Origin of the sequence: Nocardioides sp., assembly GCF_036274455.1 — a bacterium.
Taxonomy (GTDB): Bacteria; Actinomycetota; Actinomycetes; order Propionibacteriales; family Nocardioidaceae; genus Nocardioides.
This window is the reverse complement of the sequence record NZ_DASUFR010000122.1, coordinates 1-24924: the sequence shown is the minus strand read 5'-3', so window position 1 is coordinate 24924 and position 24924 is coordinate 1. Positions and strand designations below refer to the sequence as shown.

Annotated in this window: 21 protein-coding genes; 13 read left to right on the top strand and 8 right to left on the bottom strand. The window is 72.1% G+C overall.

The window, feature by feature from the left end; all coding sequences use genetic code 11:
- Window positions 1–879 precede the first annotated feature (879 nt).
- From VFV89_RS11680 to VFV89_RS11670, 3 genes are all read left to right on the top strand, one after another.
- Window positions 880–2088 (top strand): C39 family peptidase, encoded by a 1209-nt coding sequence (locus VFV89_RS11680; RefSeq protein WP_329706111.1) that lies wholly within the window; start codon window positions 880–882, stop codon window positions 2086–2088.
- 40 nt (window positions 2089–2128) lie between these two features.
- On the top strand, window positions 2129–3247 hold the full coding sequence (locus tag VFV89_RS11675) for a hypothetical protein (protein ID WP_329706110.1): 1119 nt from the start codon (window positions 2129–2131) through the stop codon (window positions 3245–3247).
- Between the two features lie 447 nt (window positions 3248–3694).
- Entirely contained in the window at window positions 3695–3847 is a 153-nt protein-coding gene (locus VFV89_RS11670) for a hypothetical protein (protein WP_329706109.1), read from the top strand.
- A 25-nt stretch (window positions 3848–3872) separates the two neighbouring features.
- Here VFV89_RS11670 and VFV89_RS11665 read toward each other — a convergent pair whose 3' ends face one another.
- Genes VFV89_RS11665 through VFV89_RS11655 form a run of 3 tightly spaced genes read right to left on the bottom strand, consistent with a single transcriptional unit; the run spans window position 3873 to window position 7309 of the window.
- On the bottom strand, window positions 3873–4925 hold the full coding sequence (locus tag VFV89_RS11665) for a class I SAM-dependent methyltransferase (RefSeq protein ID WP_329706108.1): 1053 nt from the start codon (window positions 4923–4925) through the stop codon (window positions 3873–3875).
- Between the two features lie 10 nt (window positions 4926–4935).
- On the bottom strand, window positions 4936–5709 hold the full coding sequence (locus VFV89_RS11660) for an SDR family oxidoreductase (protein ID WP_329706107.1): 774 nt from the start codon (window positions 5707–5709) through the stop codon (window positions 4936–4938).
- A 28-nt stretch (window positions 5710–5737) separates the two neighbouring features.
- Window positions 5738–7309, bottom strand: coding sequence for a molybdopterin-dependent oxidoreductase (locus VFV89_RS11655; protein WP_329706106.1), 1572 nt, complete (start codon window positions 7307–7309; stop codon window positions 5738–5740).
- 65 nt (window positions 7310–7374) lie between these two features.
- Between VFV89_RS11655 and ispF the strand changes: the two genes are divergently transcribed.
- Complete coding sequence (ispF, locus tag VFV89_RS11650) at window positions 7375–7869, top strand: 2-C-methyl-D-erythritol 2,4-cyclodiphosphate synthase (protein ID WP_329706105.1); 495 nt, start codon at window positions 7375–7377, stop codon at window positions 7867–7869.
- A gap of 6 nt (window positions 7870–7875) precedes the next feature.
- On the opposite strand, the gene VFV89_RS11645 is transcribed toward ispF, so the two are convergent.
- The gene (locus VFV89_RS11645) at window positions 7876–8754 is read right to left on the bottom strand and encodes a hypothetical protein (RefSeq protein WP_329706104.1); all 879 of its coding nucleotides are present in this window, start codon (window positions 8752–8754) and stop codon (window positions 7876–7878) included.
- On the bottom strand, window positions 8751–9989 hold the full coding sequence (locus VFV89_RS11640) for a PrsW family glutamic-type intramembrane protease (protein WP_329706103.1): 1239 nt from the start codon (window positions 9987–9989) through the stop codon (window positions 8751–8753). The genes VFV89_RS11645 and VFV89_RS11640 overlap by 4 nt, the downstream gene beginning before the upstream one ends.
- A 310-nt stretch (window positions 9990–10299) precedes the next feature.
- Here VFV89_RS11640 and VFV89_RS11635 point away from each other — a divergent pair, with 310 nt between their 5' ends.
- From VFV89_RS11635 to VFV89_RS11620, 4 genes are read left to right on the top strand one after another with little or no spacing between them, the layout of a single operon-like run.
- The gene (locus tag VFV89_RS11635; protein ID WP_329706112.1) at window positions 10300–13161 is read left to right on the top strand and encodes a M4 family metallopeptidase; all 2862 of its coding nucleotides are present in this window, start codon (window positions 10300–10302) and stop codon (window positions 13159–13161) included.
- A gap of 13 nt (window positions 13162–13174) precedes the next feature.
- Window positions 13175–16030: a PQQ-binding-like beta-propeller repeat protein gene (locus tag VFV89_RS11630; protein ID WP_329706102.1), complete on the top strand. Its 2856-nt coding sequence runs from the start codon at window positions 13175–13177 to the stop codon at window positions 16028–16030.
- Window positions 16027–17793: a hypothetical protein gene (locus VFV89_RS11625; protein WP_329706101.1), complete on the top strand. Its 1767-nt coding sequence runs from the start codon at window positions 16027–16029 to the stop codon at window positions 17791–17793. The genes VFV89_RS11630 and VFV89_RS11625 overlap by 4 nt, the downstream gene beginning before the upstream one ends.
- Window positions 17794–17824: 31 nt before the next feature.
- Window positions 17825–18505 carry an IspD/TarI family cytidylyltransferase gene (locus VFV89_RS11620; RefSeq protein ID WP_329706100.1) on the top strand — a complete coding sequence of 227 codons (681 nt, stop codon included), beginning with the start codon at window positions 17825–17827 and terminating at the stop codon, window positions 18503–18505.
- Here VFV89_RS11620 and VFV89_RS11615 read toward each other — a convergent pair.
- Together VFV89_RS11615 and VFV89_RS11610 are read right to left on the bottom strand one after the other, a co-directional pair.
- On the bottom strand, window positions 18492–19010 hold the full coding sequence (locus VFV89_RS11615; protein ID WP_329706099.1) for a 2-C-methyl-D-erythritol 4-phosphate cytidylyltransferase: 519 nt from the start codon (window positions 19008–19010) through the stop codon (window positions 18492–18494). The two genes, VFV89_RS11620 and VFV89_RS11615, sit on opposite strands and share 14 nt — an antisense overlap.
- Before the next feature lie 71 nt (window positions 19011–19081).
- Window positions 19082–19567 carry a CarD family transcriptional regulator gene (locus tag VFV89_RS11610; protein WP_243059025.1) on the bottom strand — a complete coding sequence of 162 codons (486 nt, stop codon included), beginning with the start codon at window positions 19565–19567 and terminating at the stop codon, window positions 19082–19084.
- 312 nt (window positions 19568–19879) lie between these two features.
- Between VFV89_RS11610 and VFV89_RS11605 the strand changes: the two genes are divergently transcribed.
- The 3 genes from VFV89_RS11605 to VFV89_RS11595 are packed head-to-tail and all read left to right on the top strand — an operon-like array spanning window position 19880 to window position 22059.
- Window positions 19880–20701 (top strand): UbiA family prenyltransferase, encoded by an 822-nt coding sequence (locus VFV89_RS11605; RefSeq protein ID WP_329706098.1) that lies wholly within the window; start codon window positions 19880–19882, stop codon window positions 20699–20701.
- Window positions 20702–20734: 33 nt separating this feature from the next.
- Window positions 20735–21316 carry a hypothetical protein gene (locus VFV89_RS11600; RefSeq protein ID WP_329706097.1) on the top strand — a complete coding sequence of 194 codons (582 nt, stop codon included), beginning with the start codon at window positions 20735–20737 and terminating at the stop codon, window positions 21314–21316.
- Complete coding sequence (locus VFV89_RS11595) at window positions 21316–22059, top strand: phosphoglyceromutase (RefSeq protein ID WP_329706096.1); 744 nt, start codon at window positions 21316–21318, stop codon at window positions 22057–22059. Before VFV89_RS11600 ends, VFV89_RS11595 begins: the two co-directional genes overlap by 1 nt.
- A gap of 189 nt (window positions 22060–22248) precedes the next feature.
- Here VFV89_RS11595 and phoU read toward each other — a convergent pair whose 3' ends face one another.
- Window positions 22249–22905 (bottom strand): phosphate signaling complex protein PhoU, encoded by a 657-nt coding sequence (gene phoU, locus VFV89_RS11590; RefSeq protein WP_329706095.1) that lies wholly within the window; start codon window positions 22903–22905, stop codon window positions 22249–22251.
- 121 nt (window positions 22906–23026) lie between these two features.
- On the opposite strand from phoU, the gene VFV89_RS11585 reads away from it, so the two are divergent.
- On the top strand, window positions 23027–24208 hold the full coding sequence (locus VFV89_RS11585) for a sensor histidine kinase (protein ID WP_329706094.1): 1182 nt from the start codon (window positions 23027–23029) through the stop codon (window positions 24206–24208).
- Window positions 24205–24882, top strand: coding sequence for a response regulator transcription factor (locus VFV89_RS11580; protein ID WP_329706093.1), 678 nt, complete (start codon window positions 24205–24207; stop codon window positions 24880–24882). The genes VFV89_RS11585 and VFV89_RS11580 overlap by 4 nt, the downstream gene beginning before the upstream one ends.
- Window positions 24883–24924 lie beyond the last annotated feature (42 nt).

Genomic DNA, 24924 nt, shown 5'->3' with positions numbered 1-24924 from the left:
TGGCCCACGTGCGGCTCCGACTGCACGGTCAGGCCGCAGACGTACAGACCGACCTTCCCCTCCTCGAGGGGCACGAAGTCACGGACCTCGCGGGTCTGGGTGTCGTAGAGCCTGAGCACCGGTCAAGTCTAGGGAGGATGCGGGACAGGTCCTGCTTTCGCGGATGTTGGCACCGGGCGGGACTGCACCGCATCTTGTACGCGGAGAGCCCACACTGCGGTGCAGTCCCGTTCGGGGTGGCAGCAGCCCCCCGGCCGCGGGTTTGCACCGCAAGATCGCCATCTGGGCACGAATTTGCAGCCCTTGTGACGGATCTGTGGGTGCCCGCGCGCCTACCACCAGCGCCCACTCCTGATCGTCTCTTGCCGTCAAGGATCGCCCTCGGCGCCCCTGCCATGCGCGGGCCAGGGCAGCGGTGAGCAATCAACCGCAGCCTGGCCCAGCGTGGTTGATCACCCACCGCCACCTCGGCAGGTCGGCGGGACACGACGAGACGCCGGTGGTCGGTGAGCCCCCCTGGGCGGCTCAGACCGGTTGAAAGGTCACCGCTGCCCGGCGTGGGCAGCCACCCACCCACGGAAGCGTCAGGAGAGCCGGATATCCTGGGACCCCTGCGACCAGGGACCGGCCAGTCCGGCAGCTCGGCGACGTTCGCGAAGAAGTCGTCGATCTGGCGGACGACCTCGGTGAACTTGTCGGAGTCCTCCTGCTTGCCCACGTGGACCGAGGCGTGCAGCTCGTAGCTCCGGGTCACGTCCTCCTGGGCCTGCGAGGTCGTTGGCACCACGACCGGGATCCGGCGCGCCGGAGCGCGGATGGGACCGAAGCGACGGGTGTGATCGTGTGACTGCTGTGGCAGGAGTGACGTAACCTCGGGTGGTGCGCCGACTGGTCCTGCTCCTGCCCGTGGTCGCCGCGATGATGGTGACCGTGCCCGCCTCCGCCGCGCCGACGCCGCGCGATGTCGGGTTCTCGCGCTGGGAGGGCGGCTCGGCCTTCCGGACCGGGACCTTCGCCGGGTTGCGGCTCAAGCACGGCGCGCTGGTGCTCAAGAGCGCCACGAAGTCCGCCTCGAAGACCCGGGCCTACCACGGGCACAAGTACTCGATGGGCACCTGGACCTCGCCTGTCACCTCGCCCGGGTTCGGCTTCACCCAGCTGGTCGCGTCGTGGTCCGCGGTGACACCCAAGAACAGCTGGGTCGAGGTGCGGGTCAAGGCGGGCGGCCACTGGATGGTGCTGGGCCGGTGGGCATCGTCGGACCGGCACGTCCGGCGTACGTCGGTGCCCGGGCAGTCCGACGCCGCCGGCCGGGTCGACGTCGACACCTGGAAGGCGAGCACCTCCGCCTCGTCCTACCAGCTCCAGGTGCGGCTGATGCGTCGCGCCGGAGCCCACTCGGCGTCCCCGTCGGTGTCGTTCGTGGGCGCGATGACCTCCCGCGTCGCGGGCGTGGCCCCGGTCTCGGCTCCCGGGGTGGCGCGCGGGATCGTGCTGGACGTGCCGGCGTACTCGCAGATGGTGCACCGGGGTGAGTTCGCCCAGTACGGCGGCGGCGGCGAGGCGTGGTGCTCGCCCACGTCGACCGCCATGGTGCTGGGCTACTACGGCCGGCTGCCGGCCCCGTCGTCCTATGCCTGGGTCGGCCAGCGGACCGACCCGTGGGTCGACGAGGTGGCCCGGCGCACCTACGACGCCGCCTACCGCGGCACCGGGAACTGGCCGTTCAACACCGCGTACGCCGCCTCCCGCGGGCTCTCCTCGTTCGTGACCCGGCTGCGGTCCCTGGCCGAGGCCGAGACCTTCATCGCCTCCGGGGTGCCGGTGATCGCGTCGATCTCGTTCCCGTCCGGTGGGCTCACCGGCGCACCGATCTCCTCGACCGCCGGCCACCTCCTGGTGATCGTGGGCTTCACCTCCTCCGGCGACGTGGTGGTCAACGACCCAGCGGCAGCCACCGCGTCGGGGGTGCGCCGTACCTACGATCGCGCTCAGTTCGAGCGGGCGTGGCTGGGTGGTTCCGGCGGCACGGCGTACGTCATCCACGACTTGACGCACCCGCTGCCCGCCTCGGCCGGCAACTGGTAACCGCCCATTTGGGGGGCCGCGCGCTAGTAGCGTGCGGCTCGTGTCCGAGTTCCTCGAGGCCGTCGCGGCGTTCCAGGTCGCTGCCCGGCACCACGACGAGGACGCCGTGCAACGACGGCTGACCCAGCTGCGCGAGCAGTTCGGTCAGGCCCCCGACGAGGAGCTCGACATCGCCGCCGCGCTGCTCGCGGACGTGATGCCCGACCTGTCGCCGGGCCGGGACGCTGTCGTCGCCGTGCTGGTCGGAGCATGCGTGGAAGCCGGTGCCGGAGCGGCCGCGTGTGCCGAGCCCATCCTGTCCGCCGCCGAGCGGGCGACGGCGGGCGCGGCAGACTTCCTGCGGCGGTGGCCGGCGGGATGGGACCACCCGCGGCAGATCGGCGAGGTCCCGCCGCCGTCGATGTTCGAGCAGCTCGGCGACCCGAACGACCCCGAGGTCCGCGCCGCCGGGATGGGTTGGTGGACGCTGCCGCTCTGGCAGTCCGCGGTCGCGGCCGTCCTCAGCAGCAAGGACGTCCGGAAGGCGTTCCTCCCGAACGACGAGTTCTTCTGGAACGCGCGCGAGGTCGCGATGTCCACCGGCGTCGGCACCTACCTCGCCCAGGCCCTCGCGGTGCTCGACGACGCCAAGCTCGTCGCCATCCACCGCCCGACGCTCGAGGGCTTCGAGTTCCTCATGAGCGGCGTCGCGGACAACTTCCAGCTCCACACGCTGCTGATGGAGCGGCTGGTGACCCCCGGCCACCTGCCCGGCACGCCTCCCTCGCGTGAGGCGGTCGAGGCGTGCACGGCGGAGTCACCCGATGCGCCCTACGAGTACGACGGCACCGGTGCGTTCAACCTCGTCGCACCGGACGGGTCGTGGATCTGGAACGAGGCCTGGCCGGTCGACATCCCCCTCATCGACGGCCGTCGGCTGCTGCTCCTCGACCCGCCGCCATACGAACGCACCTGGCACGCCTCGCGAGCCTTCCTCGCCATGCCCGCCGAGCTCGAGTTCGTGCGCCGGATCTCCGAGGACGGCGTGAAGCGGATGATGGCCTACGTGTCGCCGGCCCAGGATCTGTTCCCGACCTCGGAAGCCGAGCCCTCGGCGCACCACAAGCGGCACTGGTGGCACCGCCGTGAGGCCCGCCAGGCCGAGCCGACCGAGCGCTGACCGCCTCCAACCCGACGCCGGCGACGAGCCTCGCAGCCAGGTGACCCAGTGCTGAGACCCACCCGGGTGCCTGCCCTGCGGAGGTCTCGACAGGCTCGACCAGCGGCCGGCCGACCACGGTGGCTGAGGTGCGAGGCGCCCCAGCGCCGAGCCTCGAAGCCTGGTGACCCGGAGCTGGGACTCACCCCGGGTGCCTTCCCTGCGGAGGCTTCGAGGCTCGGCCGTGAACGGCCTCGCACCTCAGCCACCGACAGGTCAGCAGGTGACATCGCTGCGGAGGTCTCGACAAGCTCGACCAGCGGCCGGCTCGGCCGTGAACGGCCTCGCACATCAGCCACCGTTGGCTGGCCCAATCCTCTGCGACGAGAGTTCCGAACCCCTGTCGTACTTCGCCGAGCCCGTTCGTGGAGGAGGTGAGAGCAACTACGACGCACGGAAGGCACGGCCATGTGGGACACACCTCAGACCAACCAGGTTCACCTCTCGCACGACCTCCCGTGCGCGCAGTGCGGCCACGCGATGCACACCTACCTGCCGTGCGGCGACGACTGCGCCTGCGTCCCGCAGGCGTACGCCGCGGCGCTGGGGCAGGCCGCCTGAGCGAGCGCGGTCCGGTCGGTGTCGGTCAGGGCCGCAGCAGGTAGAGCCGGAAGGCGACGCTCTCGACCGGAAGGACCTCGACGGCCGAGAAGCCCGCGTCGCCGGCGTAGCGGCGGACCGTGTCGGGCCTGATCACGGTGCCGGTCGCGGCGGAGCCCGGCTCGGCCATGCTGGCGGGGAGGCAGTGCAGCAGGCTGTAGCCGTAGTAGCGCCGCTCCTCCTCGTCGGCCGGCCCGACGAACGCCTCGGCGCAGGGCTCGTCGGCGACGAGGACGACGCCCCCGGGGCCCAGCGCCTCCCGGGCGGCGCGAAGCACGTCGACCGGCCGGGCCAGGTCGTGCAGCATCTCGAACATCGTCGCGAGGTCGTAGCCGGCGCCGGCCAGGGTGGCGGCGTCACGGACCTCGAACCGCACCCGGTCGGCGACACCCTCTGACTCCGCGACCTCTTTCGCCGCCGCGATCGAGCCCGGGTCGAGGTCGACGCCGTCGACGACCAGGCCGGGATGTGCCTTGGCCATGGCGACGCTCGACCAGCCCAGGCCGCAGCCGATGTCCAGCACTCGCGCGCCGCCGGTGGCGAGCCGCGCGGACAGGTCGGGTACGGCGGCCAGCCAGCTCTCGAGCTCGGCCCGGTAGACCGGCCTCGTGCCGCGAGCCTGGCCCTCGGCCTCGTCCGGGCCGTAGTCGGCATAGGGGATGCCCTCCCCGGTGCGGAACGAGCCGACCAGCCGCGGCACCTGGGCGAGGTCGGCAACGACGGAGAGGACGGTGCCAGCCACGCCGTCCAGGGCGTCCGGGTCGAGCAGCACTGCGGCGTGGTCCGCCGGCAGGCCGAACCGCCACTCGCCGGCGTCGTTCCTCGCGTCCAGCAGCTCGTTGGCGCCCTGCTGCTCGAGCCACTCCCGGACCAGCCGCTCGTTGGTCCCCGTGCGTGCGGCCAGCTCGGCCGCCGTCGCCGGTCCCTCGTCGGCGAGCGACTGGTAGAAGCCGAGCCTCACCCCGAGATAGGTGGAGGCGATGTCGAACGCGCCGAGCACCGCCGCGCCCATCCTCTGGACGTAGTCCTCGCGATCCATCCGATCCTCCTCAGACCGAGTAGCCGCCGTCGACGTCCAGCTTCTGGCCGGTGATGTAGCCCGCCCGGTCCGAGGCCAGGAAGCAGACCGCCTCCGCGACGTCGGCGGCGGTGCCGAAGCGGTGCAGAGGGATGTTGCCGCGGGCGACGGCCAGCGCCTCCTCGGACAGGTCGCCGGAGGAGACGAGCCGGGCCGCCATGCCGTCGGAGACCATGCCGGGTCCGACGGCGTTGACCCGGACGCCGTAGCGGCCCTCCTCGGCGGCCAGCGCGCGCACCAGCGCCTCGACCGCGCCCTTGGGCGCGGCGGAGAGGCCGTCACGGACCGGGTAGCGGGCGGTCGCCGCCGTGGTGACCGCGACGATCGCGCCCTCCGAGTCGCGCAGGTGCGGAAGGGCTGGGTGGACGACGTTGAAGAAGCCGGCCGCGTCCTCGGCGAGCTGTCCTGCCAGCTCGGCCGGCGGGACCGTGGAGAGGTGCTTCATCGGCACGTGCGGCCCGGCGGCGTGGACGAGCGTGTGCAGGCCGCCGTACGCCGACACCACCGCCTCGACCACTCCGGCGCAGCCCTCCGGGTCGGTGACGTCGAGCTGGTGGGCGGACGCGTGCACACCCCAGCCGCGCGCGGCGTCGACCGCCGAGTCGGCGGCACCGGCGTTGCTGCGGTAGGTCAGGGCCACCGCGGAGCCCCGGGCAGCGAGCATCCGCACGATCGAGTGCCCCAGACCACCGGAGCCACCGACCACGAGCGCGCACCCGGCACGCGGGTCGAAGTCGGATGGCACACCAGGAGCGTAGGGCGTGTCGGCACGTCTAGGTGCAGGTGAAGTCCGAGGAGTCCCAGCCGGTGGCGCCGTCGGGGATCACGTCGTGCTCGACCCCGGTCTGCACCTGCCCGGTCTTGTCGATGGCCCGCACCCGGACGGTGTGGTCGCCCTGCTCGACGTCGGCGACGCCCTTCCACTGCACCCAGGTGTCGTCGTTGGGCACCCACGCGATCTCGGCGGCGGTCCACTCGCCGCCGTCCACCGCGAACTCCACGCCCGAGATGCCGGTGTGCTGGGCCCACGCGACCCCGCCGAACCTCACCGTCCCGCTCGGCACCTCCGCCCCGGAGCGCGGCACGTCGACCCGCGAGGACAGCTTGACCGGGCCCTTCTCGCTCCAGCCGCGCTCGGTCCAGTACGCCGAGATCTCCGAGAAGTTCGTGACCTCCATGTCCACGACCCACTTGCACGCCGAGACGTAGCCATAGAGCCCGGGCACCACGGTCCGCACGGGGAAGCCGTGCTCGAGCGGCAACGGGTCGCCGTTCATCGCGACCGCCAGCATCGCGTTGCGCCCGTCTGTCAGCGCCGAGAGCGGCGTACCGCACGTCCAGCCGTCGTCCGAGGTCTGCAGCACGGCGTCGGCGTCCGGATGCGGACCTGCCTCGGCGAGGAGGTCGGCCAGCCGGACGCCGCTGAACCACGCGTTGCTGATGAGGTCGCCGCCGACCTCGTTGGAGACGCAGCAGAGGGTGAGCCACGCCTCGGTGAACTGCCGCGCGAGCAGCTGCTCGTAGGTCAGGGTGAGCTCGCGGTCGACCTTGCCGTGGATCCGCAGCTGCCAGTCCCTGGGCTCGATCGCGGGTACGACGAACGAGGTGTCGATCCGGTAGAACTCCGCGTTCGGCGTCTCCCACGGCGTCACGCCCTTGACGCCGACCCGCACGGCGGTGGGCACGACCGGTTCGCTCACCTTCGGCAGCCGCAACAGCAGCCGCGACTCCTCCACGTGCCGGCGGCTCCGGCCGACCACCTTGCCGGCGACCCCGACCACCGCAGCTGCGGCGGCGACGAGCCCGGCCCGGATCACGAAGGTGCGCCGGCTGTGGCCCGGCGACACCGGAGCGGGCTGGAGCCGGTCCGGCTCCCCTTCGTCGGCCGGCGTCGGCCGGGCAGCCGCGAGCTCGGCCCTGCGCAACGGCTCGGTGAGCAGGGAGAGCGTGACCAGCCAGGTCACGAAGCCCACCGCCACCGGGACGAAGTCGACGGTGGTCGCGCCGCGCTCCTGGGAGACCGCGACCGCACCGACCGCGGTGAGGGCTCCGTAGACGATCGCGGGGGCCCACCAGGTGCGCCGCGCCAACCGACCGGCCCACGCGAACACGATCGCGAGGACCACGAAGATCCCGAGCAGCAGCAGCGGCTTGTCGAGGTGGCCGACCTGCTCGATCAGGTAGTGCGCCACCGGGCCGGGGGTGAGCCGGACGACGAGGTCGGCCACGGCGACGACCGGGGAGTCGCGCAGCGTCATCGCCATCGCCACGAAGTAGCTCGCGGCGAGGCCCGCGGCCCCGGCAGCGAGGCCGGCGAGCGACCACGCGCCGCGGAACGTCCTCACGGTGCGATTGTCTCCCACGCGTCCCATTCGTTACGGCGGGACGGCCGGGCGGGCATGATGCGCCCATGAGCAGCGACGGGCTCCTGCCCCGGGTGGGGCTCGGGGTCGACGTGCACCGGTTCGCGGACGGCGTACCACTCCGCCTGGCCGGACTCGACTGGGCGGACGAGCCACAAGGGCTGACCGGTCACTCCGACGGCGACGTCGCGGCGCACGCCCTGTGCGACGCGTTGCTCTCGGCGGCCGGCCTGGGCGACCTCGGCTCGAACTTCGGCACCGCGGACCCCGAGTGGGCGGGAGCGTCGGGGGCCGCGTTCGTCGAGGAGACCGCGAGGCGGGTCCGCGCGGCCGGCTTCCGGATCGGGAACGCCGCGGTGCAGGTCGTCGGCAACCGGCCCCGGCTGGCCGCGCGCCGCCACGAGTCCGAGCGGGCGCTCAGCACGGCCCTGGGCGCGCCGGTGTCGGTGTCGGCGACGACCACCGACGGTCTCGGACTCACCGGCCGCGGCGAGGGTGTGGCCGCCCTGGCCACCGCCGTCGTGCTGGCGCCGGACGGCTGATGCCGCTCAGGAGAGCCCCGCGAACCGGCCGAAGGAGTTGTCGAGGATCGGGTACATCTCCTCGACCGAGTCCGCGAACTCCTCCGCTGGCATGTGCTCGATCTCGATCCCCAGGACGGTGCCGTCCTGGCGGACCCCGAGGTAGATCTGCCCGTGGATCGTCGCCGAGCCCTGGTTGTCGACCCAGAGCGCTTCGTACTCGATCGCGGCGATGGACACCACCGAGCCGAACGGCGTCAGCGTCACGACGTCCGACGTACGCCGCTGGGTGTAGAGCTCGGGCGGGAGCAGGTTGTCGAGGGCGGCGGTGATGAGGTCGCCCGCCGTGGTGGACGGGTCGTCGGCCGCGCTGAACGCGAAGGAGTAGCTGCCGTCGCCGTCGGTGAAGTAGACCTGGTTCTCGTTCTGGTTGTAGATGCTCCAGCCCGGCGGGATGTAGATGTCGACACCGGTGGCCTCGATCGTCGCCGTGCCCGAGCCGCTGGGCACGGTCGGCTCGCCGCCCGGGGTGGGCGCCGGGGACCCGGTCGCCGCGCCCGAGGAGCTCGTCGTGCCCGGCGAGATCGATCCCACGGTGCCGGGGCTCTCGGTGCTGCTGACGCTCGGCACCCGCACGGCGTAGGGCACCGTGAGGTCGCTCCGGTGCGGCGCGGAGCTGCCGGGCCCGCCCAGGCGCTGGGGCTGGAGCCGGGTCTCGCCGTCGCTGCCGGGTTGGATCACGTGGTCCTTGGAGACCGGCTCCGGGTCGAAGACGACGCCGGCGAGACCACCGAGCGCGCCGACCGCCACGGTCGCGGCCAGGATCAGCCCGATCACCCGGAGCCGGCTGTTGTTGAAGTACTCCTCGGTCGACCGGACCGGCGGAGTGGTCTGGGGCGCGCTCACTGCTCCGCACCTCCGTCGGCCTGCGGGGCGTCCTCCTCGGCGGGCGGCAGCGCCGGTGTGTCCGGTGGCGCCGCGCCGACACCCGCCGGGACGGCCGGCATCCCCATCGCCCGCCGGGCCCGCACCGAGCTCGAGCGCACCGACGTGCCGCAGACGATGCAGAACGAGGCGTTGGTGAGCAGGAGGTTCTCGCACTCGGGGCAGTAGGTCTCGACGTAGGTCGAGCGCCGGTCGTCGGAGCCGTCGCCCTTGGCGGCGGCCTCGACGGCGGCCTCGAGCAGCGCGACCTGCAGCATCATCCGGATCTTGATCACCAGGGCGATGAGGATCAGGAAGCCCCAGATGAGGCCCAGCGCGTTGCCGAACGGCACGTAGGCCAGCAGGCGCACGCCGAGCCAGTAGGCGACGTTGGCGACGACCGCGAGGCCGAAGTTGGCGAAGTAGGCCGGCGTGAACCCGTCGTACCCCTCGCCCTTGCCGGAGTACGACGCCACCGCGATCCCGGTCGCGGTGCCGTAGATCAGCGACTTGACCACCATGACATTGGCCACCACCACCAGCCAGGTGGAGATGCCGTCGGTCGTGCGGAAGTCCTGGGCGGTGAAGACCGAGGAGTAGACGACGCAGGTCTCGAAGGCGGCGTACGCCGTGCCGGCCGCCACGCCGAAGGTGAGCCCATCGATCATGTCGTCGAACTCGGGCCGGGAGGCCAGCAGCACGGCGAAGAGGTTCTTGGCCACCTCGGCCACGACCGGAAGCAGCACCGCGAAGATCAGCAGCGCCGAGAACGACATCGAGCTGATGCCGCCGCGGGCGCGGGTGCCGCCGACGAAGCTGGCCCACTGGCCGTCGAAGACCCACTCGAAGAAGAACATCGAGATCAGCACCGCGAGCGCACCGGTCGCGATGAACAGCCCGACCACGACGGCGGTGGGCGCCTCCTCCCAGAGGTTCACGTCGTCGATGTAGACGAGGTAGGCCAGCGGCACCAGGAAGGCTGCCGCGGCGATCGCGATCGGCAGCAGGCCGAGCGCCGTCGTGGCGAGGATCAGCGTCCCGGCGAGGATCATCGCCCAGCGGTAGTTGTCCGCGGAGTGCCTCGAGGTGTGGGGCATCACCGTCGAGATGACCGCGAACTGGGTCACGCCCTCGGCGGACTGGACGGCGTAGGTCCCCTGGCGCTTGGCGTCGCCGGCCCGCAGCGTCGTCCCGCAGCGGTAGCAGTAGGTGGCCACCTCCGGGTTGACGGACGAACACGTAGGACATGCCACGTGAGATCACTCCTCAGGCGATCGACGGTCGGGTCCATGGCAGGCCGGTACGCCGCGACGCGCGCCCTGCTGCGGGCATGCTGTCAGGTCGGGGTGCTTCGCCGGGAGGCCCTGGGGCGATGAAATCTGACTATCTTCCGTGGACCCGGACGGGTCATTGACGCCGGAGCCGCGCGCCCTCGACCATCGCGTAGCGATGATGACGACCACCCGTGCGCCCCGCCCAGTGTCGAGCCGCCGTTGGTGGCCGGCTCCTCTTGTCGCGGTGCTCGCGATGCTCGCCGCGGGTTGCGACACCGATGTCGGCGTGGGCGACGGCCCGTCGGGCAAGCCCACGACGCTCATCGTCTCCGACGCCTGGGTCCGCGACCACCAGGCCGGGTCGGGCACCGGCGGCGCGACCGGCGGCTCGGACGTGCAGACCCGGCTCGCCTCGCTGCAGCGCGCGATCGACGCCCTGCGCAAGGAGACCCACACCGGCTGGGTCGGGCGGCAGGACGACGTCACCGGCTTCCTCGCCGAGCTGACCGGCGGGTCCTGGCCCGGCGCGCCGGCCGCGTTCATGGACGCCTATGGACCGGACCTGTTCGGCGTCGACTCGTCGGTGCTGGTGCTGGGCCAACCCGACTCCCAGACCGTCCCCGGGATCACGTCGACCAGGGCCGGCCAGGTGGTCGGCGCGGTGCCGGTGCACGACGCCTCCCTCGTCCTCCTCACGCGCGAGGGCCGGGTGACCGGGGTCCGCGGCCGGGTCTTCCCGGGGCTGACCGTGTCGACCTCGCCGACGGTGCCGGCCGACCAGGCCCGGGCGATCGCCGAGCAGGCCTCGGGCGGCACCGCCCAGGCACCACCGACTCTGGTCGTCATGCCCCGCGGCACCGGGCTGCTGGCCTGGCAGGTCACGGTGGCGACGACCGGTGACCTCGCCGCGCCGCTGGCCGCGGCCGCCTACTTCATCGACGCGACCGACGGCGGCATCCTCAGCGTCGAGCAGGTCACCGGGGCTGGCCGGGTGGCGCTGCCCTGGGCCGCGGAGGCGGCGGCGTACCTCCACCGGGTCAACCTGTCGGGCGCTCGGGGTAGTGACGGACGTCTTGGCTCCGTTCCAGCTCGGTCCGGGGCCATCTCGTCCGTGACGACCCCAGTGGCCCCCGACCCCAACTCGGTCGAGGTCACCGGCCCCAACCCCATCGGGGGGACGCTCGTGGCGCACGGGCTCCGGACCGACCAGGGCGTGGCGCTGGTCGACACCACCACGCCCTCCTGGGACGGGACGACGGGGGCGGGCGGCATCTCGACGTACGACGCCGCGCGGGTGCGGAGCTCGAGCCAGCTGCCCGGCAAGCTCGTGGTCAGCCCGGACACCACGATCCGCGACGGCGAGCAGATCGCGGCGCAGGCGCTGAGCCGCGACGTCTACGACTACTACGCGACGCTGGGCCGCAACTCGTGGGACGGCAAGGGCGGCTCGATGGTGAGCTCGGTGCACTACGGCCCGTCGGACTTCTGCAACTCCTTCTTCACCGACGCGCTGAAGCAGCCGCAGATGGTCTACGGCAACCCGTGCACGACCAGCCAGGGCCAGGCCGAGGTGACCGAGGTCGAGATCGACACCGCCGGCCACGAGATCACCCACGGCGTCACGTCGACGTCGGCCGGGCTGAAGTACACCGGCCAGTCCGGTGCGCTCAACGAGAGCTTCTCCGACTACTTCGGCAACGTCATCGGCAACCGGGTCAAGGGCACCGACAGCGTGGCGATCTTCGAGGGTGGCTGCACCGGCTACACCGCGGAGACCGTCTTCTGCACCCGCAACCCGGACGGCAGCCTGTCGCTGCGCTACATGCTCAACGGGAACGACTTCGACGACTACCTGCGCGCGCTCGACCCGGGCTACCGGCTCCAGCTGCTCGGCTTCAGCAGCCAGGACCAGGGCGGCGTCCACTACAACTCGGCGATCTGGAACAACGCGCTCTGGTCGATCCGGGTCCGGCTGGCGCGGATCGACGGCCAGCCCGGCAACGACTCTCCGCTGGCGCAGGCCTTCGACCGGGTCGTGTACGCCGCCCTGACCACCCGGCTCGGGCCGACCTCCGGCTTCCTCGACGCGCGGGCCGCCGTCGAGCAGGTGACCCTCGACTCCCAGCTCGACCCGGTGGTGCTGCGCACCGAGCGTGAGGTCTTCGACGCGAACAAGATCTGCGCCGGCTGTCCCGACATCGGTGCGCTCGCGGGCGACACCGTGTCCGCCTCGCCGTCCACCCAGCAGCACCCGGTCGTCAGCGGGGACGACGTCGCCTGGCTCGACCTCAGCGGCAGCAGCGCCTTCGACTCCTTCGGCTACCTCGCCTCGACCAGGCTCGGCGGAGCCGGGACCACCCTGGGGGCGAGCTCGAACGTCGCCGACGTCGCCTTCGACGGCGAGGCGCTCCTCACCCTCGACCTCAACGGCGACATCATCCGCTACGCACCCGACGGCTCGTCCCGGAAGCTCGACACCGTGAAGCCGTTCCAGGCGGCCCTCGCCGCGGGGCTTGCCGGGTCCGACGCCGGGGCGGCCTGGGCAGGCTCCGACGGCACGGTCACCTTCGCCGACCTCAACGGCCAGCTGTCCACCACCAAGGTCAGGGGCCTGGCCGGCGACACCGTCACCGGCCTCGGCACCGGCGCCGGCGTGGTCGGCATCGGCACCGACGGCGGCAAGGTGCTGGTCTGGCAGCCCGGGACCGACGTCACCCAGGTCGGCCAGCTCCGGGGCGCGGTCATCTTCGTGGCGGCGTACGGTCGCAGCGTCGTCGCGGTCGACGACAGCGGTCACGCGGAGCTGATCACCGGCGACGGCCAGACATTCCGGCTCAGCAACAGCGCGGCGCCGTTCGGCGTCACGATGAACGAGAAGTACATCGTCTGGGCCGAGCGGACCGGCGCGCTCACCGCCGGCGTGGCCGGCGGCACCTCGCCGTTCCCCGAGACCGACCTCTACCTGGCCTCGCTGGCGACCGGGAAGATCTACAACCTGGTGCCCGAGGGCGGCCAGCAGGGGTTCCCCTCCATGTCCGGCAACCGGCTGGTCTGGCAGGACGCCGCCTTCGGGGGCGACGACGTGATGACCGCCGAGATCCCGGACGACCTCTGAAGGTGGCAGGACTGTGAAGGCCGGGCGGGTCCTCGCGGGGTGGCTGCCTGCGATCGTGCTGGTCCCGGTCGCCGTCGTCGCCGTGGTCCGGGTGTCGGGCTCGCCGGACGCGGCGGCCGCGACGCGGGAGGTGTTCCCCGCCGAGCTCGGCACCACGTGGGTCTACGCGGTCCAGGACCACCAGAAGCCGTCCGGCACCCGCACCAGCCAGGTGGTCGACCAGAACACGATGCTCGGCTTCGGGTCGGACGACGTCGTCGAGGCCGTCGAGATCACCCGCGACTACACGAGCTACCCCGGGGCCGGGCCACGCTCCACGAGCAGCTGGTTCGCGACCGTGGCCGACGAGGTCGTACAGCTGGGGCTGGTCGACGAGACCGGCTCGATGCAGCCGCTCGACCCGATGGCACCGGTCTACGTGCTGGACCCGCACGAGGGCGCAGAGCTTGACTACGACGGTGCCTTCGGCAGCACTCCGCTCCGGCTCCACACCACGGTGTCCGAGGTGGGGACGGTCGAGGTCGGCGGCGACTCCTTCGAGGGCTGCTCCCGCTGGGACAGCGAGACGACCTTTGCGAGCGAGGGCCAGCCGGACGTCGTGGTCGAGACCCAGGAGTGGACCTGCCCGGGCTACGGCACCGTGCGGACCGTCGAGACCAACGAGGCGGCCGGCACCGAGGTGAGCGAGGAGCTGGTCGAGTTCCACGGCGCGGCCGGCAACTGGTACGCCGACGGGGGCGCGCCCGGCGCGGCGGAGGCCGAGCCTGTCGCCGGCGGGGCCGAGGCGTTCGACGGCCACCGCAGCCTGGCCGTCGCGGACGGCCGCCTGGGCTCGAGGCTCGCGTGGAGCGACGTTCGCCCGGCTCCACCGCTGTTCCCTGCGGTGACCGATGGGGACGTCGTGGTGACGGCCGAGCGCGACGGACAGGTGACGGCGCGCAGCCGGGACACCGGCGAACCACGGTGGCGGGTCGACCTCGGCCAGCCGGTCATGGCCACGCCACAGGTCGCGGGCGACCGTCTCGTCGTGGCCGACCGCACCCGGAGGATCTGGGCGCTCTCGTTGGCGGACGGGCACGCGTTCTGGGTGCGCCGGCTCGGCGACGTCGCGTCGTCGAGCCCCAGCCTCACCGACGCGGGGGTCCTGGTCGCGACCGACGACGCGACGCTGACCATGCTCGACCTCGGTGACGGGGCCACCGAGTGGGAGCTGGGACTCCCGAGTCCGGCCCGCACCCCTGCAGCGGTCGAGGGTGCGACCGCCTACGTCGCGGACGTGGCCGGCGGGGTGGTGGCCGTGGACGTCGAGGACGGCGCGGTGCGCTGGTCCCGCACGATCGACGACGGCATCGACCAGGGGCCGGTCCTTGACGCCGGGGCGTCGCTCGTGATCGTCGCCGACCACAACGGGCTGGTGCACGCCTACTCGGCATCCGACGGAGACGAGAGGTGGGTCGGGGGCACCCGCGGTGTGGACCACCCGTTGAGCGTCGGGAGCGGGGTGGTGGTGACGTCCGGCCTCAACGACCGGCTGGTCGTCCTCGACCTCGCCACCGGTGACCGCCTCTGGACCCGCAAGATGCCCGGCACCGACTCGGCGAGCGTCGTCGTCGGGGACGAGGTGGTGACCACCACCGACGAGGGACGGGTCGTGCTCCTCGACGCGCGGCGCGGACGGGTCGTCGATGAGTGGCGGCTGCCCTTCCCCGTCGCGGACGACACCAGCCTGGTCGACGTGACCCCGGCCCTGGTCGGGGACGACATCGTCTTCAGCCTCAGCGTGGCCAACGCGCTGGGCAGTGGCGCGCTCTTCGCCTACCCCGTCACCGGAAGCCGCGAGGACGCTGCCGTCGGCGTCGGGCTCCGCCTGCGGTTCCGGACCACCCCCACGGTGCCGAACGAGGAGCCGGTCCCGGTCGGGGACTCCGTGGTGATGGCCGGCGGCCAAGACCTGCTGCGGGTCCCACCCGACGAAGCGAGCACGACGCTGACGACGACGCCCTCCGGGCTCCAGCTCGGCGCGGTCGCGGGCGACGGCACCGCCTACACCCGTGTCGGTGACCAGCTCCAGGCGATCCGGGTGGCCGACGGCGCAGTGTCGTGGTCGGTGCCGGCCGGGGCCGGCAACCTCCAGTCGCAGCCCGCCGTCGACGGCGACCAGGTCGTGGCCGGCAGCCCCGACGTGGGGCTGATCGCGGTCGACCGGGTGACCGGCCGGACCCGCTGGACGGCCGCGGTGCCGGACGCACTGTCGGTCGCGAGGCCGGTGCCGCTGCCCGGCGGCGACGTCCTCTACGCGGGCGGCGCCCTCACCCGCTACGACGGAGCCACCGGGACGCCGCTGTGGCGGGCCGGCGACACCTATCTCTTCGGTCCTCCGGCCGTGGCCGGCGACACGGTGGTGGCCCAGACGGTCGGAGCGCAGGCTCCGGCGGGCATCGGCGGCTACGACGTCGCGACCGGCGAGGTCCGCTGGTTCGTCGAGCAGCCGGGGATCCCGTCGTTCCTGGGCCCGGCGGTCCAGGACGGCGTCGCCGTCGCCGTCGACACGACCAACCGGGTCACCGCGCGGTCGGCCGCCGACGGTAGCGAGCTCTGGTCGCTCCAGCTCCACCACGGCCTCTCCGGGCAGCCGGTCATCGCCGACGGGCGGGTGCTGCTGGTCGAGTCCGGCATCGCGATGGGGCTGACCGACCCCGACTATCGGCTCTCGGTCCACGACCTGCGCACCGGCCGCTACCTCGGCTCGTGGGAGCCGGGCGTGATGCCCTTCCAGGTGGTCGGGGTCCCGCGCATCGGACGCACCGACGACGGACACCTCCTGGTCCCCGCGACCGGTGGCCTGGCCGAGGTGGTGGTGTCACCATGACCGACGTCCCGGTCGACCAGCGGCTGCCAGGCGGCCGGCTCGCGCGGCTCCGCGCCCTGCTCGCTTCGGTGCTCGGCCCGTTCCTGACCGCGGCGTTCCGGGACCCGGTGCGGGACGGCAGGCTGCGGCTCGACGCCCTCTCCCGGCTGGAGCGCCAGCTCGCGCGGGCCGGGCTGGTGCTGCTCGGCGTCCTCCTCGGCTCGATGCTGCTCTCGGGCTGGTGGCGCCGGGGCGACGTGCTCTCGCTCGGCGGCTCGCACGAGCTCAACCTGCTCCCGGTCGGCGCCTACGGACTGACCCTGCTGGCCTTCTTCACCGGGTTCACCCTGCTGTTCTGGGGTGCGCTCGACGCCGCGCCGACCGTGCGGCTGCTGGTCGCGGTCGGCTTCGGCCTGACGATGGTCACCCTGGACAAACCGCCGTCGGTGCCGACCATCGACAGCTGGGTGATGCGGCACGGCCCGGCGATCGTGCACGCCGGCTTCCTCACCGCGATCGGTGCCCTGCTGGTCTCGGCCGCGCTGGCGTGGCAGCCCCGGGTCAGCCGGGTGCTCACCGCGGTGCTCCGGGTCGTCGTCGTGCTCGCCCTCGGCGCGTTCTTCCTCGGGCTCCTGCTGATCCACCACGAGACCGCGGGCACGGGGTCCTTCGGCATCCTCGCCTTCTCCCTGGACACCTCGATCGAGAGCCTGTCCGGGTTGTCCCTGCCGCTGCTGTTCGTGTCGGCAGTGGTCGTGGTCGACCTGGCCTTCGACGTCTCGACCAGCCTCGAGCCACAGCTTCGTCGGCTCTCGGCGAGGTGGGCGCTGGTGATCTTCGCCGGAGTCGTGGCGGTCAAGCTGTGGACCGGGCTGGTGAGCGAGTGGAGCCTGTGGGTCGACCTCGTGCAGAACCAGCCGCTGTCCGTCGTACGCACCGTGGGCTCGGTCCTGCTCCTGGTCGTGACGGTCGCGGTCGTCACCCGCTTCCCGCCATCGGAGGACTTCGTCGAGGCCAAGGAGCGAGTGATCTACCTCGGTGCATTCCTGCTGGCGGCGCCGTTCCTCCTGCAGATCGCGGGCAGCTCACTTGCCATGGCCGGTGTGCTCCAGTTCGACACCCGCGCGTTGCAGTCGCTCAACAACGACGTGCCCTACGGCGGGATCAGCCGCTGGCTGGTGCTCGTCCTCGCCGCCGCCGCCGTGGCCACCGGCACCTGGCTGATGCGCCGCAGCGCCGGGGGGTACGGCGACGAGCTCGGGTCCGCGCTCATCGTGGTCGGCGTCTGGAACATCCCGGCCAGCATCGTCTCCGCCTTCGAGCTGCCCGTGGCGTTCTCCTACCCGGCGGTCGACCTGATGGTCACCGTGGCGGCCATCGGGATCGTGCTGTGGTCGCTGGTGCGCCGCGGCCGGGTCCCGGCGACGCTGTCGGTCCTGCTCACCGCACTGGTCGTCTTCTCCTGGCTGGTGATGAGCCAGGCCGACTACGTGTCCTTCCTCGGCGGGCTGCTGGGGCTGCCGGTGGTCGTGGTCGTGGTCTTCGGCATCCTCTACTCCCTCGCCAGCGACTCCGCGTTCGCCTCGGCGTCCTCGAAGCGGCTGCCGCGCGAGGCGCGACCGATGCTGCTGGTCGGCTACCTCCTGCTCTCGGTCGTGATCCTGCACTGGCTCGAGGTGACCCACGAGTCGGAGATCCTCGAGTCCGGCATCGGGTTCGTCCGCCTCGGCATCCCGCTGGCCGCCTGGCTGGTCGGCCGCCGGATCATCACCCGCGTCGACTAACCTCACGCGGATCGCGTGCCACAGTGTCCCCGTGTCCGCCGCCGTCGTGATCCTTGCCGCGGGCTCCGGGAACCGGGTCGGCGCGGCGACCAACAAGGTGCTGCTCCCGCTGGGCGACACCACCGTGCTCGGCCAGTCGCTGCGCACCGTGCTCGCCGTCCCCGAGGTCACCCGGCTGGTGATCGGCATCCGGCCGGGCGACGAGGACGCCGTCCGCGAGGCCGTGGCCCCGCTGCTCGGCGAGCACGAGGCCCGGCTGGTGCCGGGCGGCGCAACCAGGCACGCCTCGGAGTACGCCGCACTGCGCGCCCTCGCCGAGGATGTCGCCGCCGGCGAGGTCGACGTGATCGCCGTCCACGACGGCGCCCGGCCACTGGCCCACCCCGAGCTGTTCGAGGCCACGATCGCCGCAGCGCGCGAGCACGGCGGGGCCCTTCCTGTGCTCGCCCTGCCCGGGCTGCTGGGCCGGGACCTGCGGCCGGTGACAGAGGGACTCGCGGGCGTGCAGACGCCGCAGGCGTTCCGCGCCGTACCCCTGCTGGAGGCACACCGCCGGGCGGCCGAGGACGGCTACGAGAGCACCGACACCGCCGCCTGCTTCGAGCGCTACACCGACCTGCCGGTGATGGCCGTCCCGAGCGGCGCCACCAACCTCAAGGTCACCTTCCCCGAGGACCTCGCGGGGGCCGAGCGGCTGCTCAAGGCGCGGTGAGGGCCTCCAGGACCCGGACGTCCGCGTCGTCGGCGACCCGGCGGGCCTCGGCCGGGGCCACGAGGGTCTCGACCGGGAACCGCCGCGCCAGGCCGGCCACCAGCTCGGCGAAGTCGGTGGTGGGCAGCGCGTCGAGCGCGGCGACCACGGCGGCCGGCAGCACCACCGGGGAGACGACCTGGACCAGTTCGCCACGGTCGACGGTGTCGCCGACCCGGTCGTGGTGGAGCTGCTTGACGGTGTCGGTGACCGGTCGGACGCCGACCGTGACCGCCGAGCTCTCCTCGGCATGCCGGACGCACTCGGCCACGAACGTCGGTGGAGTCATCGGGCAGAGCGGGTCGTGCAGGACGAACGGGGTATCGGCGTCCTCGATCGACTCCCACGAGGTGCCCAGGTCGACGATCGTCACCCCGGCCTCCCCCAGCGCCCAGGCGGCCGCCGCGACCAGGGGCTCACCGTGCACGAGGGTGAAGGGCAGGTGACCGCGGCCGGTCTCGATCACCGCCCCCAACGCGTCGACCCGCCCGAGCCGAGGCTCGGACGGGTCGACGCGGTTGTCTGACAGGGCGTCGCTCAGGAGGCGAGCACCTCGTCGAGGAGAGCCTCGGCCTTGTCCTCGTTGGTGTGCTCGGCCAGCGCCAGCTCGGAGACGAGGATCTGGCGCGCCTTGGCCAGCATCCGCTTCTCGCCGGCCGACAGGCCCCGGTCACGCTCGCGGCGCCAGAGGTCGCGGACGACCTCGGCCACCTTCATCACGTCACCGCTGTGCAGCTTCTCGAGGTTGGCCTTGTAGCGGCGCGACCAGTTGGTCGGCTCCTCGACGTGCGCTGCGCGGAGGACGTCGAAGACCCGGTCGAGGCCCTCCTTGTCCACGACGTCGCGGACGCCGACGAGGTCCAGGTTGCAGGCCGGGACGCGGACCACGAGGTCCTGTTGGGCGACAATGCGCAGCACGAGGTACTGCCGGTCCTCCCCCTTGATCGTCCGCATCTCGATGTCCTCGATGACGGCCGCTCCGTGATTCGGGTAGACGACCGTTTCGCCGACGGTGAAAGTCATATGTGGAGTTCCCCTTCCTAGGTGACCAGTCTAACACGCCACTGGTCGTCGCCGATCATCGTTTCCGCAGGTCAGAGGCACAATCCGGGCTTGACAAAGGTGGGTCCGGCGTGCTGCGGGAAGGGGCCGGGGCCAGCGCGGCCTTGGCCTTCTCTCAGGTTCTCCACAGGTGAAGTCGCAGGTCATCGGCACCGTGGCCCGGCCTGGGGCACCTCGTGGTCGATACTGCGAGGCATGGGGAAACAGGGCCGCTGGCGCCGCGCGAGGACCTCCGCGAACGAGGTCGCGGAACCCCCGCGCGAGGTCCAGCCTGTGGATGATCCCGCCGCTGCAGCCCCACCAGCGCCTCTCGCCACGGCCGAGCCCGAGCCCACGACCGAGCCCACGACCGAGCCCACGGCCCAGCGACCGTTCCGGCTCGGCGACCTGACGCCGATCCTGCTGGTCCGGGCCGCGCACCCGCGCCAGGCCCTGGTCACCGCGGTCGGGATGGCGGTCGCCGCCGCGCTGACCGGCCGTCCCAGCCGGGAGCTGCTGCTGGTGCTCGCCACCGTGCTGGTCGGCCAGGTGATCCTGGGCTGGTTCAACGACGTGGTCGACCGAGGTCGCGACGCCCGCCACCACCGCACCGGCAAGCCGCTGGCCGACGGGCGGCTGGACCCCGGCACGGTGTGGTTCTGCCTCGCGCTGGCGGTCTTCCTCGTGGTGCCGCTGTCGATCGCCAACGGGCGGTACGCCGGCGCGGCGTACCTCCTCTCGCTGGCCATCGGGCTGGCCGGCCAGTGGGTGTGGATCCGCAAGGGGTTCTGGTCCTGGCTGCCCTGGGCGGCGTCGTTCGCGCTCTACCCGGCGTTCCTCTCCTACGGTGGGTGGGGCGGCCAGGCGACGGGCGCCCCGCCGGAGCTGCTGATGACCGCGCTGGCCGCCCTGCTCGGCATCGGGATCCACCTGCTGACCGCGCTGTGGGGGCTGGTGCCCGACAACGAGGACGGCTGGACCTACCTGCCGCTCAAGCTGGGGCTGAAGATCGGGGCCACCAGACTGCTCTGGGTGGCCGGCACCTACACCGTCCTGGTGGTGGTCGGAATGGCCTTCGCGGGCACCTACGTCGGCCTCTCGCAGGAGCCGCTCTAGGAGTCCGTCGCACGTCCATTAGTGTTCTGTGCCATGCAGCCCCGACGCTCGCTCCGGCTGGTGGCAGGTGCCCTCCTCCTCACCCTGCCGCTCCTCGGTTCGTGCGGCTTCGACAAGGCGACCGACCAGATCTACACACCGGGTGCGGGCACCGACGACCGCTCGCAGGACGTCGACGTCCTCTCCGCCGTGATCGTCTCCGCACAGGCCAACTCGGGCACCTTCATCGCCTCCCTCAGCAACAACAAGGCGACCAAGGCCTACGAGCTGACGGGGGTCGCCGGCTCCGGTGAGTGGAGCGACCTGACGGTCGAGCCCTCCGAACTCTCCATCGAGATCCCGGCGCGGGGCTTCGTCAACCTCGCCGACCAGGACCCGATCACCGTGAGTGGCGACTTCACCCCCGGCCAGGTCGCCGAGCTGACGCTGAGCTTCGACAGCGGCGACTCGGTCACGATGCCGGTGCCGATCGTCTATGCCTGCAACTACTTCGAAGGCCTTGACAGCTCCGCCTCCCAGCCGAGCGGGTCGGCCGGCGCCAGCCCCAGCGCATCCGCGAGCTCGACGGCCACCCCGGGCGAGCCCTACGACTGCACGGGCGTCGGCGAGGGCTGATGACCCACACGCTGGTCCTGCTGCGCCACGGTGAGAGCGTCTGGAACGCGGAGAACCTCTTCACCGGCTGGGTCGACGTACCCCTCAGCGAGCGGGGGCGGGCCGAGGCCGAGCGCGGCGGGCAGCAGCTCAAGGACGCCGGACTCGCCCCGGACGTCGTCCACACCTCGCTCCTGCGGCGCGCGATCACGACCGCCGGGATCTCGCTCGACGTGGCAGACCGGCACTGGATCCCGGTGCGCCGGTCGTGGCGGCTCAACGAGCGCCACTACGGCGCGCTCCAGGGCAAGAACAAGGCGCAGATCCGCGAGGAGTACGGCGAGGAGCAGTTCATGCTCTGGCGCCGCTCGTTCGACGTACCCCCGCCGCCGATCGAGGACTCCTCGGAGTGGTCCCAGGCCGGCGACCCCCGGTATGCCGGCCTCGGCGACGAGATGCCGCGCACCGAGTGCCTCAAGGACGTGATCGCGCGGTTCCTGCCCTACTGGGAGTCCGACATCACCGCCGACCTGCGCGCCGGCCTGACGGTGCTCGTCGCGGCACACGGCAACAGCCTGCGCGCGCTGGTCAAGCACCTCGACCAGATCGGCGACGAGGACATCGCCGGGCTCAACATCCCGACCGGCATGCCACTGGTCTACGAGCTCGACGACTCTCTGCGGCCCACCGTCGCCGGTGGTCGCTACCTCGACCCCGACGCTGCCGCCGAGGCCGCCGCCGCGGTTGCCAACCAGGGCCGTTGACTCCGGACTTCCGCCGGTTGACTCCGGATTTCCGCCGGTTGACTCCGGACTTCCGCCGGTTGACTCCGGGCCTCTGCCGGTTGACTCCGGACCTCTGCCGTTTCTGACTGCCGACTCGACCGGCAGTTATGCCGAACCAACCGGCAGATGTGGCGAATCAACCGGCGGAAGTCCCGAATCAACGTTCGCTCAGGCGCGGAGGGCGGCCGGAAACTCGCCGGTGACCACGAACACCACCCGGTTGGCGACCGAGACCGCGTGGTCGGCGATCCGCTCGTAGTAGCGGCCCAGGAGCGCCACGTCGACGGCGGCCTCGACGCCGTGGGACCAGCTGTCGGAGAGCAGCTCGGTGAAGCTCTGGCGCCGGAGCTGGTCCATCTCCTCGTCGTCCCTGCCGACCTCGATGGCGGTGGCCACGTCGCGGGTGGTGATCACGTCCTGCACCCGCCGGACCATGTCCTCGGCGACCTCGGCCATCCGGCTGATGGTCGGCCGGATCTCCTCGGGTACGGCGACGTGGGGCACCCGCAGCCGGGCGATCTTGGCGACGTGCACGGACAGGTCGCCCATCCGCTCGAGCTCGGTGACCATCCGTAGCGCGGCCACGACGACGCGCAGGTCGCCGGCCACCGGGGCCTGCAGCGAGAGCAGCGAGAACGCTGTCTCCTCGACGCGCTCGCGGGCCCGGTCGATGGCGGCATCGGAGCTGATCACCCGCTCGGCGGTCGTGGCGTCGCCCTTCAGGAGGGCGTCGGTGGCACTGGAGACCGCGTCCTCGACCTGGGAGCAGATCGCCGCGAGGTCGTCGAAGATCGACTCCAGCTGGTCGTGGAAGGCTTCACGCATGGCTGGACCGTAGGTGGGCAAGGTGTCCGGCCGGGGTCGGGACGTGAACTCGACGTGAACGTTCGGTGCCCCGGCGGTCGAGAAGCGAAGGTCTTGCGATCGCAGCCCTACCATCGACGACGTGGACCCGACGACACAGGCGTTCCTCGCCGCCGTCCTCGGAGCCGTCGTCGCCGCGGGCGCGGTGCTGGCCTGGCACATCAGCGACCGCCAGCAGTCCACGACGCCGGTCGCCGACGAGCCGGTCGTGCCCCCGGAGGTCGCGACGGTCCTCAGCGTGCTGCGCAGCAGCGCGGTCATCGTCGACGACACTGACACTGTCGTGAAGGCGTCCGCGCCGGCGTACGCCCTCGGCCTGGTCCGCGGCACCCAGCTGGTCTCCGAGGAGCTCGACAAGCTGGTCCACGACGTACGCCGGGACGGCCAGATCCGCGAGACCGAGCTGCTGATGAGCCGCCCCTCCGCACCGGCCCGGCACGTCACCGCCCGGGTGGCGCCGCTGGGCTCCCGGCTGGTCCTCGCGCTGGTGGAGGACCGCACCCGCGAGCGTCGCGTCGAGGCGGTACGCCGCGACTTCGTGGCCAACGTCAGCCACGAGCTCAAGACCCCGGTCGGAGCCATCAAGCTGCTCGCCGAGGCGGTCGCCGACGCCAGCGACGATCCCGAGGCGGTCAAGCGGTTCGCGGACCGGATGCTCACCGAGAGCGACCGGCTCACCCGCCTGGTCCAGCAGATCATCGAGCTGTCCCGCCTGCAGGCCGACGACCCGCTGGAGACCCCGTCCGCCGTCAGCATCGACGACGTCATCGGCGTGGCGGTCGACACCAGCGCCATCGACGCCGACTCCAAGCACATCGAGATCGTGACCGGCGGGACGCCGGGGCTCGAGGTGTTCGGCAGCGAGGAGCAGGTGACCGCGGCGGTGGTCAACCTGGTGGCGAACGCCGTGTCCTACTCCGCCCCCGACTCCACCGTGCTCGTCACCACGAGGGTCGAGGACGGCTCGGTCGAGATCTCGGTCGTCGACCAGGGCATCGGCATCCCGCCCGACGAGATCGACCGCATCTTCGAGCGGTTCTACAGGGTCGACCCGGCCCGGCACCGCTCGACCGGCGGCACCGGGCTCGGGCTGTCCATCGTCAAGCACGTCGCCGCCACCAACGGCGGCGACATCAAGGTGTGGTCCGTGGAGGGCCAGGGCTCGACGTTCACGCTGAGCCTGCCCCAGCACCTGGACGACCTCGGGGCCGAGGGATCCATCGAGCCCGACCGGACCCAGCCCACGAGAGAGGCACTGACGTGACCCGGGTACTCGTCGTCGAGGACGAAGAGAGCTACAGCGAGGCCCTGGCCTACATGCTCCGCAAGGAAGGCTTCGAGGTCGCGATCGCGGCCGACGGCAACACCGCGCTCACCGAGTTCGACCGCTTCGGCGCCGACATCGTGCTGCTCGACCTGATGCTCCCCGGCATCCCCGGGACCGAGGTCTGCCGCACCATCCGGCAGACCTCGAGCGTGCCGGTGATCATGGTCAGCGCCAAGGACGACGAGGTCGACAAGGTGGTCGGACTCGAGCTCGGCGCCGACGACTACGTCACCAAGCCCTACTCGCCGCGCGAGCTGGTCGCCCGCATCCGAGCGGTGCTCCGGCGCGGCAGCGAGCCCGACCTCTCTCCGGCCGCCCTCGAGGCCGGCCCGGTCCGCATGGACGTCGAGCGCCATGTCGTCACCGTCGGCGGTGAGGAGCTGAGGCTGCCGCTCAAGGAGTTCGAGCTGCTGGAGATGTTCCTGCGCAACCCGGGCCGGGTGTTGACCCGCGGACAGCTCATCGACCGCGTCTGGGGCAGCGACTACGTCGGCGACACCAAGACGCTCGACGTGCACGTGAAGCGGCTGCGGGCCAAGATCGAGCCCGACCCGGGCGACCCGAAGTACCTCGTCACCGTGCGCGGGCTGGGCTACAAGCTCGAGCTCTGAGGGGGGCGGTTTACCCGGGTACCCGGGTATGCCTGGACCTCT

What these genes read in the sequence shown, in the direction of transcription:
- VFV89_RS11670 (WP_329706109.1), top strand. Translation starts at nt 3,695, where the DNA reads ATGTGGGACACACCTCAGACCAACCAGGTTCACCTCTCGCACGACCTC.
- phoU (WP_329706095.1), bottom strand. Translation starts at nt 22,905, where the DNA reads ATGCGTGAAGCCTTCCACGACCAGCTGGAGTCGATCTTCGACGACCTC.
- VFV89_RS11595 (WP_329706096.1), top strand. Translation starts at nt 21,316, where the DNA reads ATGACCCACACGCTGGTCCTGCTGCGCCACGGTGAGAGCGTCTGGAAC.
- VFV89_RS11610 (WP_243059025.1), bottom strand. Translation starts at nt 19,567, where the DNA reads ATGACTTTCACCGTCGGCGAAACGGTCGTCTACCCGAATCACGGAGCG.
- VFV89_RS11600 (WP_329706097.1), top strand. Translation starts at nt 20,735, where the DNA reads ATGCAGCCCCGACGCTCGCTCCGGCTGGTGGCAGGTGCCCTCCTCCTC.
- VFV89_RS11635 (WP_329706112.1), top strand. Translation starts at nt 10,300, where the DNA reads ATGCTCGCCGCGGGTTGCGACACCGATGTCGGCGTGGGCGACGGCCCG.
- VFV89_RS11625 (WP_329706101.1), top strand. Translation starts at nt 16,027, where the DNA reads ATGACCGACGTCCCGGTCGACCAGCGGCTGCCAGGCGGCCGGCTCGCG.
- VFV89_RS11665 (WP_329706108.1), bottom strand. Translation starts at nt 4,925, where the DNA reads ATGGATCGCGAGGACTACGTCCAGAGGATGGGCGCGGCGGTGCTCGGC.
- ispF (WP_329706105.1), top strand. Translation starts at nt 7,375, where the DNA reads ATGAGCAGCGACGGGCTCCTGCCCCGGGTGGGGCTCGGGGTCGACGTG.